The organism is Bradyrhizobium sp. TM239, assembly GCF_036247985.1.
Lineage (GTDB): Bacteria > Pseudomonadota > Alphaproteobacteria > Rhizobiales > Xanthobacteraceae > Bradyrhizobium > Bradyrhizobium ottawaense.
Window position 1 is genome coordinate 13,723 of sequence record NZ_BTIR01000023.1, and the last position, 15,805, is coordinate 29,527.

Below are 15,805 nucleotides of genomic sequence, written 5' to 3' on the forward strand. Positions count from 1 at the left end.
ACCACAGGGCGAGGTTGGCGCGCGAGCCGGCAACCACGAGTCTTCGCCACACGACTGCCTGTGGTTATGGGTCCCGGATCTGCGCTTCGCTTGTCCGGGACGACGACCGCGTATGCGGTGACAGCGGGGCGCCATCCTTCCCCTCAGGGAATCCCTATCGTATGGTCGTGCCCAACACGCCCGAACCCACCGGGCCATCCGGAAACGCATATGCCCGAACCCGCCTGGTCGCTGCACTCCCGCCTGAAAGAGGACACCATCGACATCGGCGATTTGCCGCTGTCGAAGGTGCTGGTCATCAAGGACGCGCATTATCCCTGGCTGCTGCTGGTTCCTCGGCGCGCCGATGCGGTCGAGATCATCGATCTCGACGAGGTCCAGCAGGCACAGCTGATGACCGAGATCTCCCGCGTCTCGCGCGCACTGAAGGAGATCACCAGATGCGACAAGCTCAATATCGCGGCGCTCGGCAACCTCGTGCCGCAGCTTCACGTCCACATCATCGCGCGCCGCACCAGTGACGCCGCCTGGCCGCGCCCGGTCTGGGGCGTGATGCCGCCATTGGCGCATGACGCCGCAGAGGTTCAGAATTTCATCAGCGCGCTTCGCCGCAAGATCTGGTTGGGTTGAAAGAACGATAATGTCAGCATTCAACGCATTTCCGCTGGGACAGCCGGCCTTCGTCACCAACATCCTCGATCGCGCCGCGCATCTGCGCCGCGACGACCAAAAGCTGTTCGCGATGGAGCAGAAGCCGACCTCGCGCGCCTATGTGGTCTACCGCGACTCGCTGCTGGTCAAGCGTGAGGGCGACAAGATGCGCGCGCTGCTCTCGATCGACGAGGCGCTGAAGTGCGGCGCCAATCCCGGCACGATCTTCCTGGGGCTGCGCGACGGCGCCGCGATGTTCGGCATGGGCCTGTCGCAGGCCGCCGCCGAGAAGCTGGTCGGACGCGAGGACTACACCGTGACCGAGCTGCGCGGCATGGCGATGCAGGGCGCGATTCCCCCAGACGAGCTGTCGGCGATCGCGATGGCGAAGTCGATGGTCGGCTGGCACCAGCGCCATGGCTATTGCGCCAATTGCGGCACGCGCAGCGCGATGAAGGAAGGCGGCTGGAAGCGCGAGTGCCCGGCTTGCAAGGCCGAGCATTTTCCGCGGACTGACCCTGTCGTGATCATGCACGTCGCCTCCGGCGACAAATGCCTGCTCGGCCGCCAGAAGCAGTTTCCGGCAGGGATGTATTCCTGCCTCGCCGGCTTCGTCGAGGCTGCCGAGACCATCGAGGACGCGGTGCGCCGCGAGATCCTGGAAGAATCCGGGATCCGCTGCACCGACGTGCAGTATTACATGACGCAGCCCTGGCCCTATCCATCGTCGCTGATGATCGGCTGCAGCGCGCGAGCTGTGAGCGAGGACATCGTCGTCGATCACTCGGAGCTTGAGGATGCGCGCTGGTTCACGCGCGAGGAGGCAGCCCTGATGCTGACGCGGACGCATCCGGACGGGCTCGCCGGCCCGCATCCCTTCGCCATCGCCCATCACTTGCTCGGCCGCTGGGTCCACGACAAGAACTGACTGCCGATGGCGCTAGCTGTGACCGCGCCGCGCATCCTCTGCATCGGCATTCCCGTGCGCGACCTCACCTTTCGGGTCGAGGCCGTGCCGGCGCGCGGCAGCAAGGCCAACGCCAGCCACCTCGCCGAGATCTGCGGCGGCAACGCGCTCAATGCCGCGATCGCGATTGCGCGGCTTGGTGGTCACGTCTTCTTCGCTGGCCCCATGGGCGATGCGCGGGAGACACCGAGCGGCTTCATCCTCGACCAAATGGCGCAGGAGGGCATCGACACCACGCATATCGTGCGCATGCCTGATATGACCACGCCGGTCTCGGCGATCATGATCGAGCCCTCGGGCGAGCGGACGCTCACGATCTATCGCGATCCCGGCCTGTGGCGCGTGAAGCTGCCCAATGCCGACGAATTGCTGGTCGACTGCCGCGCGGTCCTCGTCGAAAGCCGTTGTGCCTCATTCTGCGTTGATCTCTGCGCCGAGGCTCGGCGACGCGACATTCCCGTCATCGTCGGCGTCGATCGCGCGATGTCGTTGCAGGACGGCCTGCTGACCGCCGCCTCGCATCTGCTGTTCGCCAGCGAGCAGGTGCAGGAGACCGCCGGCATCGCCGACGACGCCAAGGCGTTGCAACGCCTGGCCAGACTGACGCCGGCCTTCCTTGCCGCGACCCGCGGTCCGCTCGGTACGATCTGGCTGAACGAGGCAGGCGAGCCGAAAGAAACCGCCGCCTTCCCGGTCCAGGCGGTCGATACGCTCGGCGCCGGTGACGTCTTTCATGGCGCCTTCGCGCTTGGCCTCGCCGAGGGTAAGGGGGTGCCGGAGGCGCTGCGATTCGCCGCGGCCGCTGCAGCACTGAAATGCACCCACCATGGCGGCGGCATGGCTGCACCCCAACGTATTGAAGTTGAAGGGTTTTTGCGAGGGAGGCCCTAGAGCAATTCCATCGATGCGCCGAGATTATGGGCTTGCTGGGGAAAGATTTTCTCTATATCAGGGAAATCAGCCCCTGAAATGGAACAAAGTTCTTCAAATGACCGACCTCGCCGTCCAGATCCCCGAGACCAGCCGCCGCCTCGATGCCATCGACCGCAAGATCCTGATGGTGCTCCAGGAGGATGCCTCTCTGTCCGTCGCCGAGATCGGCGACCGCGTCGGCCTGTCCTCGACGCCCTGCTGGAAGCGCATCCAGCGCCTGGAGGCCGACGGCGTGATCATCAAGCGGGTGGCCTTGGTCGACCAGAACAAGATCGGGCTCGGCATCTCTGTGTTCGTGTCGGTCGAAAGCTCCGACCATTCCGACGCCTGGCTGAAGAAATTCGCCGAAGCCGTCAGCGCCATGCCCGAGGTGATGGAGTTCTATCGCATGGCCGGCGACGTCGACTACATGCTGCGCGTCGTGGTCGCGGACATGCAGGCCTATGACGTGTTCTACAAGAAGCTGATCAGCGCCGTGCCGCTGAAGAACGTCACCTCGCGCTTCGCGATGGAGAAGATCAAGTCGGTCACCGCACTGCCGATCCCGGCGGTGGTGGCGGCTTAGCTTCCGTCACGCCGCAGAGAAGGTGTCATCGCCCGGCTCGACCGGGCGATCCAGTATTCCAGAGACGGCGACGGGATACGGAGAAGCTGCGGCGTACTGGATGCCCCGGTCAAGCCGGGGCATGACAGCGAGAGGGGTTCGCCGTCGCCTCTCAAATCGTCTGATTGTACTCGCCGACTTCCGGATGCGTGCGCAGCACGCTGTTCACCATCTCGAACATGTCGTGCATGCGCTGCTCGGAGACCGGGCTCTCGACCACAACGACGAGCTCGGGCTTGTTCGAGGAGGCACGCACCAGGCCCCAGCTGCCGTCCTCGACCGTGACGCGCACGCCGTTGACGGTGACGAGGTCGCGGATCGCCTGGCCGCCGATCCTGGCGCCCTTGGCCTGCAAGCCCTCGAAGTGCTTCACCACCTGGTCGATGACGCCGTACTTGGTCTCGTCGGCGCAATGCGGCGACATGGTCGGCGACGACCATGTCTTCGGCAGCGCGTTCTTCAGGTCCGCCATCGACTTGCCCGGCGCGCGGTCGAGCATGTCGCAGATCGCGATCGCCGACACCAGGCCGTCGTCATAGCCGCGCCCATAGGGCTTGTTGAAGAAGAAATGGCCGGACTTCTCGAAGCCCGCCAGCGCGCCGGTCTCGTTGGTGCGGCGCTTCATGTAGGAATGGCCGGTCTTCCAATAGGCGACCTTGGCGCCCTGCTTCTGCAGCACGGGATCGGTGACGAACAGGCCGGTCGACTTCACGTCGACGATGAACTGCGCGTCCTTGTGGATCGCCGACATGTCGCGCGCCAGCATCACGCCGACCTTGTCGGCAAAGATCTCCTCGCCGGTATTGTCGACAACGCCGCAGCGATCGCCGTCGCCGTCGAAGCCGAGGCCGACATCGGCCTTGTGATGCAGCACCGCATCGCGGATCGCGTGCAGCATCTCCATATCCTCGGGGTTCGGATTGTATTTCGGGAAGGTGTGGTCGAGCTCGGTGTCGAGCGGGATCACCTCGCAGCCGATCGCCTCCAGCACCTGCGGCGCGAAGGCGCCGGCGGTGCCGTTGCCGCAGGCCGCGACGACCTTGAGCTTGCGCTTCAGTTTCGGACGGGAGGTGAGATCGGCGATGTAGCGCGCCGGATAATTCTCGTGGAACTGATAGGAGCCGCCGGCCTTGTTCTTGAAATCGGCATTGAGCACGATCTCCTTCAGCCGCGTCATCTCGTCGGGGCCGAAGGTCAGCGGACGGTTGGCGCCCATCTTTACGCCGGTCCAGCCATTGTCGTTGTGCGAGGCCGTCACCATCGCGCAGCAGGGCACGTCGAGATCGAACTGGGCGAAATAGGCCATCGGCGTCACCGCAAGCCCGATGTCGTGCACCTTGCAGCCTGCCGCCATCAGGCCGGAGATCAGCGCGTATTTGATCGAGGCCGAATAGCCACGGAAATCATGCCCGGTGACGATCTCCTGCTTGACGCCGAGCTCGGCGATCAGCGCGCCCAGCCCCATGCCGAGTGCCTGCACACCCATCAGGTTGATTTCCTTCTGGAACAACCAGCGCGCGTCGTATTCGCGAAAGCCGGTGGGCTTCACCATCGGCTCGGATTCGAAGGCGTAGGTGTTGGGCAAAAGGACGGATTTCGGCTTCGGGAACATTGAGATGGTCTCGTGAAGGGCAGGAATTGAGGCAGCCTTAGCGAATGCAGGGCCGCAGCGGAAGGCGGGAATGAAGGCTTATGGCCGATAATTGCGGCAGTTTGGTAACGAAGAAACGTTACCGCGAGGGCGGTCGAGGCAAATAGCTATCTTGAAATGGACGGCGCTTGATCGCGAAAGGCTCCGCCTACTGCTCCAGCACCATCTGGCCGTTGGAATATTCGAAGCGCTTGAGGCGGGACAGGAAGGAGAGCCCGAGCAGGTTCTCCGACAGCGCCTCGTCGGGCAGCACCATGGCATCGACGTCGCGCACGATGAGACCGCCGACCTCCAGCATGGCGATGCGGGTGCGCGCGGCCTTGATGGTGCCGTTGGCGGTGGAGACGGTGGCGTTGTAATCGCTGCGCGAGGGACGCAGGCCAAAGCGGGCCGCCGAGGTCTCATTCAGCGCAACCACGGAGGCGCCGGTGTCGAGCATGAAGCCGATGCGCTGGCCGTCGATCCGGCCTTCGGTCTGGAAATGACCCCGGCCATCGCGGGAAATGGCGAGGCTGCGGCCCCCGGCAGGCGCAGCCGCCGCGACGGCGACCGTGGTGCGCGGCACCGAGCTTGCGGAGGCGGAGCTCATCTTGTCCGCCATCTGCGCCATGAAGGTGCCAAGGCCGATCATGACGGCTGCGATGATCATAATGTTACGCATCACACCACTTCCGAGCCGGAAAGCTCGATTTCAACACGCGGCACACCAGGCCGCGAGCGTTGCTGCGGCCAGAGCGATGCTATCTTGACGAAAAGGATGAGCGGACGGTTAATGCGCCCTCACGTCCCGCGCGGCTTGGCCCGCCGGGTCGGCACCGCGCTGGCCGGATCGTCCGGCCAGGGATGGCGGGGATAGCGGCCGCGCAGGTCGGAACGGACCGCGGCGTAGCTGCCGCGCCAGAAACCGGGAAGGTCGCGCGTCACCTGCACCGGGCGCTGCGCCGGCGACAGCAACTCCAGCACCAGCGGCACCTTGCCGGCAGCGATCGAGGGATGGGCGTTGAGACCGAACAATTCCTGCAGCCGCACCGCGATGGTCGGCCCCTGCTCGGCCTCGTAGTCGATCGCGAGCACGCTTCCGGTCGGCGCCTCGAAATGCGTCGGCGCCTCGCGGTCGAGCCGCGCGCGCATCTCCCACGGCAATAGCGCCATCAGCGCATCGGAAAGATCGCCGGGCGAGATGTCCTTCAGCGCGATCTTGTCGTAGAGCGCCGGCACCAGCCAGTCGTCGCGGCGCGCGATCAGCCCGTCGTCCGACAGATCGGGCCAGCTGTCGCCCTCGGCCTTGCGCAGGAACATCACCCGGTCGCGCCATTGCTTTGCAGCCTTCGACCAGGGCAGCCGATCGAGGCCGGCGGCGATCAATCCGTCTGCGAAGATGCGCGCGGTGTCCTCGGAGGGCGACACGGCCAGTGTCGCTTCGGACAGCGTGATCGCGTGCAGCGCGCGCTTGCGCCGTGCACGCAGCGCCATGGCGCCGCGGTCGAACGAAATCTCGTCGACGGTCTCGATATGCTCGGCGAAATGCCGCTCGATGTCGTCCTCAGTGATTTGCGCAGCGAGCAAGATACGCCCGCTCGCCGCCGTACCCGTCATCTCACCGATCGCGATGTAAGGCGCGCGGGCGAGCGAGGAGGTCTGCTCGACCGCGGCGCCACGGCCGTTGGCAAGCACGAAACTGCCATTGCCGCGGTTTCGCGCGACGCGGTCCGGGAACGCATAGGCAAGCATCAAGCCGGTCGAGAGATCATCCTGCGGCCCCGCCTTCTCCGAAGCCGCCACTTGCGAGGCCCAGCGCCGCGCCAGATCGCGCGCGCTGGCGGCGCGCGGCGAGCGGTCGCGGCGGAACTGGTCGCGGCGGTGCTCAAGATCGACGCTGTCGCCGCCAAGTCCGCGCTCGGTGATGATGGCCGCGATCTCGGCGGCGGCCTCGCCCTCCCCGACGCGATGCGAATCCACGATCATGCGCGCGAGCCGCGGCGGCAGCGCCAGTGCACGCAGGCTCTTGCCTTCCGCGGTGATGCGGCCGTCGCCATCGAGCGCGTTGAGCTCGGTCAGAAGGCTCTTGGCTTCCTTCCAGGCGGGTGCGGGCGGCGGGTCGAGGAACGACAGCGCCGAGGGGTCGGCAACGCCCCATTGCGCGAGATCGAGCACCAGAGAGGATAGATCGGCACTCAGGATTTCCGGCTGGGTGTAGGGCGCGAGCGAAGCCGTCTGCGGCTCGTCCCAGAGCCGGTAGCAGACACCCGGCTCGGTGCGGCCGGCGCGACCGCGGCGCTGGTCCACCGCCGCGCGCGCAGCGCGCACGGTCTCGAGCCGGGTCAGCCCGATGTCCGGCTCGTAGCGCGGCACGCGGGCAAGCCCGGAATCGACCACGATGCGCACGCCTTCGATCGTCAGCGAGGTCTCCGCGATCGACGTCGCCAGCACCACCTTGCGCGTGCCCTTGGGCGCAGGCGCGATGGCGCGATCTTGCACCGCGGCATCAAGCGCGCCGAACAGCGGCACGATTTCGATGCTGGCATCCTGCACGCGCTCGGAGAGGAAATTCTGGGTGCGGCGGATTTCAGCGGCGCCCGGCAGGAACGCCAGCACGGAGCCGCCATCGGCGCGCAGCGCGGATGCGATCGCATCCGCCATCTGCCGCTCCACCGGCGCGTCCGCCTTGCGGCCGAGATAGCGCGTCTCGACGGGGAAAGCGCGGCCCTCGCTCTCGACGACGGGTGCATCGCCAAGCAGCTTTGCCACCCGCGCGCCGTCGAGCGTTGCCGACATCACGAGAATGCGCAGATCCTCGCGCAGGCCGGTCTGCGCGTCACGCGCCAGCGCGAGACCCATGTCGGCATCGAGCGAGCGCTCATGGAATTCGTCGAACAGGACGGCGGCAACGCCTGAGAGTTCGGGATCGTCGAGGATCTGGCGGGTGAAGATGCCCTCGGTCACCACCTCGATGCGCGTGGTGCGCGAGATCTTCGAGCCGAACCGGACGCGGTAGCCAACGGTCTCGCCGGCGCGCTCGCCGAGCGATTTGGCCATGCGGTCGGCGCTGGCCCGTGCCGCGATGCGCCGCGGCTCCAGCACGATGATCTTCTTAGCCTTCGCCCAGGGCGCATCGAGCAGCGCCAGCGGCACGCGCGTGGTCTTGCCGGCCCCAGGCGGCGCCACCAGCACGGCAGCGTTGTGCGCCTCCAGCGTGCGCGACAAATCGTCGAGCACGGCATCGATCGGGAGGGGTGTGTCGAAACTGCGGGGCAAGATCTCGCATCCGTCATCACCCGCCTTGCGCGCCGGGCGGGTGATCCAGTCAACTCAGATCCCGATCATCACGAAGATCGGGATTACTGGATACCCCGCCTTCGCGGGGTATGACAATCGTGTGTGGCGATCAGCCCTGCACAGGCGGCCGGCCAATGCTGTCATAGGTGAAGCCGGCGGCTTCCATGTCTTCGGGGCGGTAGATGTTGCGCAAGTCGACGACCACGGGCTGGGCCATGACGGCCTTCAGCCGGTCGAGATCGAGCGCCCGGAACTGCACCCATTCGGTGACGATGACGAGCGCGTCAGCGCCTTGCGCGCAGGAATAGGCGTCCTCGCAATAGGTGATATCGGGTAACTCGCCCTTGGCCTGCTGCATGCCGACGGGATCGAAGGCTTTGACCGTCGCCCCCATGTCGATCAGGCCTGTCACCAGCGGGATCGATGGCGCATCGCGCATGTCGTCGGTGTCGGGCTTGAAGGTGAGGCCGAGCACCGCAATGGTCTTGCCGCGCAGCGAGCCGCCGAGCGCCTGGCTGACCTTGCGCGCCATCGCACGCTTGCGGTTCTCGTTGACCGCCAGCACGGATTCGACGATGCGCAAGGAGACGTCGTAATCCTGCGCGATCTTGATCAGCGCCTTGGTGTCCTTGGGGAAGCACGAGCCGCCAAACCCGGGACCGGCATGCAGGAATTTGGTGCCGATGCGGTTGTCCAGGCCAATGCCGCGCGCGACCTCCTGGACGTTGGCGCCGGCTTTCTCCGAGAGATCGGCGATCTCGTTGATGAAGGTGATCTTGGTCGCGAGAAACGCGTTCGCGGCGTATTTGATCATCTCGGCGGTGCGACGCTCCGTGAACATCAGCGGCGCCTGGTTCAACGACAGCGGACGGTAGATGTCGCCCATCACCTTGCGGCCGCGCTCGTCCGAGGTGCCGACCACGACGCGATCGGGAAACTTGAAGTCGCGGATCGCCGCGCCCTCGCGCAGGAACTCGGGGTTCGAAGCCACCACGACGTCCGCGTTGGGATTGGTCTCGCGGATGATGCGCTCGACCTCGTCGCCGGTGCCCACAGGCACGGTCGACTTCGTCACCACGACGGTGAAGCCGGTAAGCGACTGCGCGATCTCGCGCGCGGCGGCGTAGACATAGGAGAGATCGGCGTGGCCATCGCCGCGGCGGGACGGCGTGCCGACCGCGATGAACACGGCATCGGCATCCGCAACCGGCTTGGACAAATCGGTGGTGAAGTCGAGCCGCTTGGCCTTGACGTTGGTCGCGACAAGCTCGTCGAGCCCGGGCTCGTAGATCGGGATCTCGCCGCGACGGAGGCTGGCGATCTTCTTCTCGTCCTTGTCGACGCAGGTGACGTCGTGACCAAAATCAGCAAAGCAGGCTCCGGACACCAGTCCCACATAACCCGTGCCGATCATCGCGATGCGCATGAAAATCCCTGTTTCAGATTGGTTAACGAAACCCCGACGCGGGGCGGTTTAGCATTTTCCCGAGGGGAGGGAACAGTCCGCAGGCAAAAAAGCGGCATGGGACTTGAACCGGTAAAGAAGTCGGAAACCGTAGAGGCCCCACACTGCCCCACACCCGAACAGGACGGGGCGGAACACGCCTCGAAAAGGGACACCATGGCACCATCAGGCACAGTCGCAGGGAGCGGAGGCACCAAAGACCGGGCTGCCGCGCGTGTCGACTGGATCGACTACGCCAAGGGCATCTGCATCATCATGGTCGTGATGATGCATTCGGTGCTGGGGGTCGAGCTCGCCGCCGGTCAGACCGGTTTCATGCATGTCGCCGTAGCCTTCGCGAAGCCATTCCGGATGCCGGATTTCTTCCTGATCTCGGGCCTGTTCCTGCCGCTGGTGATCGACCGGGACTGGCGAACCTATCTCGACCGCAAGGTGGTGCATTTCGCCTATTTCTATGTCGTCTGGGTGACAATCCAGTTCGGCTTCAAGGCGCCCGCTTTCGCGGCGGAGACGAGTTGGCACCACGTTGGCCTGTTGTATCTCGAATCCTTCGTCGAGCCGTTCGGCACGCTGTGGTTCATCTATCTGCTGCCGGTCTTCTTCGTCGTCACAAAACTGACACGCAAATTCCCGCCGCTCGCGATCTGGCTGGTCGCCGCCGCGCTGGAGACGGCCCGCATCTCGACCGGCTGGACCGCGATCGACGAGTTCTGCTCGCGCTTCGTTTATTTCTATTCGGGCTATCTGTTTGCGCCTTACGTGTTCGCATTGTCGGATCGCGCACGGAAGCACCCCGCCCTCGCGCTTGCAGCGCTCGCGACCTGGGTGCTGGTCAATGCCGGCCTCGTCGCGTCGGGGACCAGCGAATGGAAGATCGTCTCGCTCGTGCTCGGCTTTGCCGGTGCCTGCGCCATCATCACGATGGGTACGCTGCTCGCGCGCGCGCAGTGGCTGAACTTTTTCCGCTTCTGCGGCGAGCATTCGATCGTGATCTATCTCGCCTTCTTCCTGCCGATGGCGGCGACGCGGACGCTGCTGCTGCGCACCGGCATCATTCCCGATATCGGCACGGTGTCGCTGATCGTCACCATCGCCGGCGTGGTCGGCGCGCTCGCGATCTGGCAGGCCGCATTGCTGTTCAATGCGCGCTTCCTGTTCGAGCGACCCGATGCGTTCTGGATTGCGCCGAAGAAGGCGGGGCCGGTGTTGCAGGCGGCGGAGTAGCTGTCATGCCCCGCGAAGGCGGGGCATCCAGTATTCCAGAGGCAGCGGTCGTATACGGATAGGCCGCGGCGTACTGGATTCCCCGCCTTCGCGGGGAATGACAGTGGGGATAGCGGCGCCAGCGAGGCAAAAATCACCCTCCCAAGGCTGTCAAAGCCCGCAAAAATTCATACATTGCGGCCATGCCCAAAACATCCCCGAAGACGACCGCCAAAGCTGACACCGCGCCCAAGGCCGCCGCCGATACCAAGCCCGCCGCGACAGCTACTGCCAAACCGGTCGCGGCCAAGCCGGTTGCAGCAAAGGCGGCCGGCAAGGGCGACCACATCTTCCTGGTCGACGGTTCCGGCTACATCTTCCGCGCCTATCACGCGCTGCCGCCGCTCAACCGCAAGTCGGACGGGCTGCAGGTCAATGCCGTGCTCGGCTTCTGCAACATGCTGTGGAAGCTCTTGCGCGACATGCCCGCCGACAACCGGCCGACCCACCTCGCCATCGTGTTCGACAAGTCGGAGGTCACCTTCCGCAACGCGATCTATCCCGAATACAAGGCCCACCGGCCGCCCGCACCTGATGATCTGATCCCGCAATTCGCGCTGATCCGCGAGGCCGTGCGCGCCTTCGACCTGCCCTGCCTGGAACAGGGCGGCTTCGAGGCCGACGACCTCATCGCAACCTATGCGCGGCAGGCCAGCGAACGCGGCGCCACCACGACCATCGTGTCCTCCGACAAGGATTTGATGCAGCTCGTGAACGACAAGATCATGATGTACGACACCATGAAGGACCGCCGCATCGGTATCCCCGAGGTGATCGAGAAATTCGGCGTGCCGCCGGAGAAGGTGGTCGAGGTGCAGGCGCTGGCCGGCGATTCCACCGACAACGTGCCTGGCGTGCCCGGCATCGGCATCAAGACCGCGGCGCAGCTGATCACCGAATATGGCGACCTCGACCAGTTGCTGTTCCGCGCCACCGAGATCAAGCAGCCGAAGCGGCGCGAGGCGCTGATCGAGAATGCCGAGAAGGCGCGAATCTCGCGCAAGCTGGTGCTGCTCGACGACAAGGTCGCACTCGACGTGCCGCTCGACGACCTCGCCGTCCACGAACCCGACGCACGCAAGCTGATTGCCTTCCTGAAGGCGATGGAATTCACCACGCTGACGCGCCGCGTCGCCGACTACTCGCAGATCGATCCGTCGAACGTCGATGCCGATGCGAGCAACAGCAGCGGCGCCAAGGCCGGCAACAAGGCCGGTGACGGCGCCGCCAAGGCAAGATCGTCCGAGGCCTCCGGCGATCTCTTCGCCGCGCCTGCGGCCACCGCAACGGGCGGTGACAAGGGCGACAAGGGTGCCAGCCTGAAGGGCGCGCCGATCTCGCTGGCCGCCGCGCGGGAAGAGGCGCTGCGCAAGCTTCCGGTCGATCGCGCCAAGTATCAAACGATCAAGTCGCTCGAGGAGCTCAACGCCTTCATCGCGCGCATCCACGATACCGGTCATGTCGCGGTCGAGATCCGCGGAAACTCGATCGATCCGATGCAAGCCGATTTCTGCGGCATCGCGCTGGCGCTGGCGCCGAACGAGGCCTGCTACGTGCCGCTTGCGCACAAGCAAGCTGGCGGCGGGGCCGGCCTGTTCGACGCCGGCCTTGCACCCGATCAGGTCAAGCATGCCGATGCGATCGAGGCGCTGCGGCCCGTGCTTGAATCGGCGGGCATTCTCAAGATCGGCTTCGACCTCAAATTCACCGCCGTCATGCTGGCGCAGCACGGCATCACCTTGCGCAACACCGACGATGCGCAGCTGATCTCCTACGTGCTCGACGCCGGCCGCGGCTCGCATGCGATCGAATCGCTGTCCGAGCGCTGGTTCGGACACGCCATGCTGAAGGAGAGCGAGCTGCTCGGCAGCGGCAAGGGCAAGATCACCTTCGACCAGGTGCCGATCGACAAGGCCGCGGCGCTGTCGGCGGAAGGCGCCGACGTCGCCTTGCGCGCCTGGCGCGTGCTGAAGCCGCGCCTGGTCGCCGAGCATATGACCGCGGTCTACGAGACGCTGGAGCGGCCGCTGGTCGCGGTGCTTGCGCGCATGGAGCGGCGCGGAATCTCGATCGACCGACAGGTGCTGTCGCGCCTGTCCGGCGACTTTGCCCAGACCGCGGCCCGCGTCGAGGCCGAGATCCAGGAGATCGCGGGCGAGCCGGTCAATGTCGGCAGCCCCAAGCAGATCGGCGACATCCTGTTCGGCAAGATGGGACTGTCCGGCGGCACCAAGACCAAGACGGGCGCATGGTCGACCACCGCGCAGGTGCTGGACGAGCTCGCCGAGCAGGGCCACGACCTCCCGAAGAAGATCCTGGAGTGGCGCCAGGTCTCCAAGCTGAAATCGACCTATACCGACGCGCTGCCGACCTACGTCAATCCGCAGACCCATCGCGTGCACACGACTTATGCGCTGGCCGCGACCACGACGGGCCGGCTGTCGTCGAACGAGCCGAATTTGCAGAACATCCCGGTGCGCACCGAGGACGGCCGCAAGATCCGACGCGCCTTCATCGCCACCCCCGGCCACAAGCTTGTCTCCGCCGACTATTCGCAGATCGAGCTGCGGCTGCTGGCGGAGATCGCCGACATCCCCGTGCTGAAGCAGGCGTTTCGCGACGGTCTCGACATTCACGCCATGACGGCGTCGGAAATGTTCGGCGTGCCGATCAAGGGCATGCCGAGCGAGATCCGCCGCCGTGCCAAGGCGATCAATTTCGGCATCATCTACGGCATCTCCGCGTTCGGCCTCGCCAACCAGCTCGGCATCGCCCGCGAGGAGGCCTCGGCCTACATCAAGAAATATTTCGAGCGCTTCCCCGGCATCCGCGCCTACATGGACGAGACGCGCGATTTCTGCCGGCAGAACGGCTATGTCACCACGCTGTTCGGCCGCAAGTGCCACTACCCCGACATCAAGGCCTCCAACGCCTCGGTGCGTGCCTTCAACGAGCGCGCCGCGATCAACGCGCGGCTGCAGGGCACCGCGGCCGACATCATCCGCCGCGCCATGACGCGGGTCGAGGACGCGCTGGCCGCAAAGAAGCTGTCGGCGCAGATGCTGCTGCAGGTGCATGACGAACTGATCTTCGAGGTGCCCGACGCCGAGGTCGAGGCGACGCTGCCGGTCGTGCAGCACGTGATGCAGGACGCGCCGTTCCCGGCGGTGCTGCTGTCGGTGCCGCTGCATGTCGATGCACGCGCGGCGAACAATTGGGACGAGGCGCATTGAGGCTGCTTTCCCCGGATGCTGCGCAGCGCGCCGCCCTTCGCGGCGTGATGCGCTGCTGATCCGGGGCCCACGTCGCGCCAACTGGGTCCCGGCTCTGCAGCGCACCGTTTCACGCTGCGCCGCGTCCGGACACGCGAGCTCAATTGTCCTCCGAGCAATTGCGCGATGGCCCGAGAAGGCCTCGCATATTAGAACCGTGCCATCTCCCGCACCGGTTCACCCATGCCCCATACCTCCGCCCTGCTCGGCTTCGCCCTCGTCTGCCTTGGCCTCGTGCTCACGCCGGGGCCGAACATGATCTATCTGATCTCGCGCTCGATCACGCAGGGGCCGGCGGCGGGCATTGTCTCGCTCGGCGGCGTGGCGCTCGGCTTCGTGTTCTATATGCTGTGCGCGGCGTTCGGCATCACGGCGCTCTTGCTCGCCATTCCCTTTGCCTATGACGCGCTGCGCTTTGCGGGTGCCGGCTATCTGCTCTGGCTCGCCTGGCAAGCGGTGAAGCCGGGCGGACGTTCGCCATTCCAGGTGAAACAGCTCGCCATCGACAGTCCGCGCAAATTGTTCGCGATGGGTTTTGTCACCAACCTGCTCAACCCGAAGATCGCGATGCTGTATCTGGCGCTGCTGCCGCAATTCATCGATCCCACCGCCGGCAGCGTGCTGACGCAGTCGGTGGTGCTCGGCGCAATCCAGATCGCGATCAGTGTCAGCGTCAATGCGATGATCGCGCTCGCGGCGGGATCGATCGCGCTGTTCCTGACGAGCCGGCCGAGCTGGATGCTGGTGCAGCGCTGGCTGATGGGCACGGTGCTCGCCGGGCTCGCGGTGCGGATGGCGGTCGAAGCGAAGAAGGTGTAGCCGACGTCAAACGGCGCGCTCGTGTCCCGGACGCGCTGCAGCGCTCTTGCGCTGCTGCGCAGAGCCGGGACCCAGAAAGCCAGGAACGAGATCGCGGAGCCATGGGCCCCGGCTCTGCGCCGCACCGCTACGCGCTGCGTCGCGTCCGGGGCACGAGGCGTGGGAGTTCGCTGCCAAACTAATCCAGCTTCGCCTCCATGCCCCGCTTCACCGCCGGACGGGCCATCAGGGCCTCGTACCAGCGCTTGACGTTGGGGAAGTCGGCCAGCTCAACCTTGTGGCGAGGGTGACGCCAGGCCCAGCCCAGGATGGCAAAATCGGCAATCGAGAGGTCACCGGCGACGAAGTCGCGGTCAGCCAGGCGGCGGTCGAGCACGCCGTAGAGCCGGCGCGTCTCCGTCATGTAGCGCTTCAGGCCGTAGGCGCGGTCGTGCTCGTTCTCGAGCGCGATGAAATGGTGCACCTGGCCCGGCATCGGGCCGAAGCCGCCCATCTGCCACATCAGCCATTCGTAGACGGGGATACGCTGGCCAAGCGATTTCGGCAGGAATTTGCCGGTCTTTTCACCGAGATAGAGCAGGATCGCGCCTGATTCGAAGATGCTGACGGGCTTGCCGTCCGGGCCCTCGGGGTCGACGATCGCGGGAATCTTGTTGTTCGGGGAGAGCTTGAGGAACTCGGGTGCCATCTGCTCGCCCTTGGTGATGTTCACCGGGACCACCTTGTAGGGCAGCCCCATCTCCTCCAGCGCGACCGAGATCTTGCGTCCGTTCGGCGTGTTCCAGGTGTGCAGCTCGATGGTCATGCCTTGCTTCCTTCCCCAACAGGTTGGCATCCACCTACTCCAGAAGGTCGCGCCCCCACAACCGGCGGTCCGGGATGGCCGATCCCTGTTGACGAGGGA

The 15,805-nt window shown here is 65.5% G+C and carries 12 protein-coding genes; 7 read left to right on the forward strand and 5 right to left on the reverse strand.

Annotated features, from left to right (window positions below):
- Window positions 1-210: 210 nt before the first annotated feature.
- From AABA84_RS30865 to AABA84_RS30880, 4 genes are all read left to right on the forward strand, one after another.
- Window positions 211-630, forward strand: a complete 420-nt coding sequence (locus AABA84_RS30865) for an HIT domain-containing protein (RefSeq protein ID WP_338314010.1) — start codon at window positions 211-213, stop codon at window positions 628-630.
- Window positions 631-640: 10 nt separating this feature from the next.
- Window positions 641-1,579 (forward strand): NAD(+) diphosphatase, encoded by a 939-nt coding sequence (gene nudC / locus AABA84_RS30870; RefSeq protein WP_338314011.1) that lies wholly within the window; start codon window positions 641-643, stop codon window positions 1,577-1,579.
- Between the two features lie 6 nt (window positions 1,580-1,585).
- Window positions 1,586-2,509 (forward strand): sugar kinase, encoded by a 924-nt coding sequence (locus AABA84_RS30875; RefSeq protein ID WP_338314012.1) that lies wholly within the window; start codon window positions 1,586-1,588, stop codon window positions 2,507-2,509.
- A gap of 97 nt (window positions 2,510-2,606) precedes the next feature.
- A complete protein-coding gene (locus AABA84_RS30880) occupies window positions 2,607-3,116 on the forward strand; it encodes an Lrp/AsnC family transcriptional regulator (protein ID WP_212246206.1) in 510 nt (169 codons plus the stop codon).
- Between the two features lie 151 nt (window positions 3,117-3,267).
- On the opposite strand, the gene AABA84_RS30885 is transcribed toward AABA84_RS30880, so the two are convergent.
- The 4 genes from AABA84_RS30885 to AABA84_RS30900 all read right to left on the reverse strand — a co-directional run bounded on the left by AABA84_RS30885 (window position 3,268) and on the right by AABA84_RS30900 (window position 9,508).
- Window positions 3,268-4,767, reverse strand: coding sequence for a phosphomannomutase/phosphoglucomutase (locus AABA84_RS30885; protein ID WP_338314013.1), 1,500 nt, complete (start codon window positions 4,765-4,767; stop codon window positions 3,268-3,270).
- A 187-nt stretch (window positions 4,768-4,954) separates the two neighbouring features.
- Window positions 4,955-5,467 (reverse strand): TIGR02281 family clan AA aspartic protease, encoded by a 513-nt coding sequence (locus AABA84_RS30890; RefSeq protein ID WP_338314014.1) that lies wholly within the window; start codon window positions 5,465-5,467, stop codon window positions 4,955-4,957.
- Between the two features lie 119 nt (window positions 5,468-5,586).
- A complete protein-coding gene (gene hrpB / locus AABA84_RS30895) occupies window positions 5,587-8,061 on the reverse strand; it encodes an ATP-dependent helicase HrpB (RefSeq protein WP_212244090.1) in 2,475 nt (824 codons plus the stop codon).
- Between the two features lie 130 nt (window positions 8,062-8,191).
- Entirely contained in the window at window positions 8,192-9,508 is a 1,317-nt protein-coding gene (locus AABA84_RS30900) for a UDP-glucose dehydrogenase family protein (protein WP_338314015.1), read from the reverse strand.
- 195 nt (window positions 9,509-9,703) lie between these two features.
- Here AABA84_RS30900 and AABA84_RS30905 point away from each other — a divergent pair, with 195 nt between their 5' ends.
- From AABA84_RS30905 to AABA84_RS30915, 3 genes are all read left to right on the forward strand, one after another.
- On the forward strand, window positions 9,704-10,771 hold the full coding sequence (locus AABA84_RS30905) for an acyltransferase family protein (RefSeq protein WP_212244087.1): 1,068 nt from the start codon (window positions 9,704-9,706) through the stop codon (window positions 10,769-10,771).
- Between the two features lie 182 nt (window positions 10,772-10,953).
- A complete protein-coding gene (polA, locus tag AABA84_RS30910; protein WP_338314016.1) occupies window positions 10,954-14,043 on the forward strand; it encodes a DNA polymerase I in 3,090 nt (1,029 codons plus the stop codon).
- Window positions 14,044-14,265: 222 nt separating this feature from the next.
- Window positions 14,266-14,901, forward strand: a complete 636-nt coding sequence (locus AABA84_RS30915) for a LysE family translocator (RefSeq protein ID WP_338314017.1) — start codon at window positions 14,266-14,268, stop codon at window positions 14,899-14,901.
- Window positions 14,902-15,079: 178 nt separating this feature from the next.
- On the opposite strand, the gene AABA84_RS30920 is transcribed toward AABA84_RS30915, so the two are convergent.
- Window positions 15,080-15,706: a glutathione S-transferase family protein gene (locus AABA84_RS30920; protein ID WP_338314018.1), complete on the reverse strand. Its 627-nt coding sequence runs from the start codon at window positions 15,704-15,706 to the stop codon at window positions 15,080-15,082.
- Window positions 15,707-15,805 lie beyond the last annotated feature (99 nt).

Coding starts and splice junctions, on each gene's coding strand:
- AABA84_RS30865 (WP_338314010.1), top strand. CDS start 211: ATGCCCGAACCCGCCTGGTCGCTGCACTCCCGCCTGAAAGAGGACACC.
- nudC (WP_338314011.1), top strand. CDS start 641: ATGTCAGCATTCAACGCATTTCCGCTGGGACAGCCGGCCTTCGTCACC.
- AABA84_RS30875 (WP_338314012.1), top strand. CDS start 1,586: ATGGCGCTAGCTGTGACCGCGCCGCGCATCCTCTGCATCGGCATTCCC.
- AABA84_RS30880 (WP_212246206.1), top strand. CDS start 2,607: ATGACCGACCTCGCCGTCCAGATCCCCGAGACCAGCCGCCGCCTCGAT.
- AABA84_RS30885 (WP_338314013.1), bottom strand. CDS start 4,767: ATGTTCCCGAAGCCGAAATCCGTCCTTTTGCCCAACACCTACGCCTTC.
- AABA84_RS30890 (WP_338314014.1), bottom strand. CDS start 5,467: ATGCGTAACATTATGATCATCGCAGCCGTCATGATCGGCCTTGGCACC.
- AABA84_RS30900 (WP_338314015.1), bottom strand. CDS start 9,508: ATGCGCATCGCGATGATCGGCACGGGTTATGTGGGACTGGTGTCCGGA.
- AABA84_RS30905 (WP_212244087.1), top strand. CDS start 9,704: ATGGCACCATCAGGCACAGTCGCAGGGAGCGGAGGCACCAAAGACCGG.
- polA (WP_338314016.1), top strand. CDS start 10,954: ATGCCCAAAACATCCCCGAAGACGACCGCCAAAGCTGACACCGCGCCC.
- AABA84_RS30915 (WP_338314017.1), top strand. CDS start 14,266: ATGCCCCATACCTCCGCCCTGCTCGGCTTCGCCCTCGTCTGCCTTGGC.
- AABA84_RS30920 (WP_338314018.1), bottom strand. CDS start 15,706: ATGACCATCGAGCTGCACACCTGGAACACGCCGAACGGACGCAAGATC.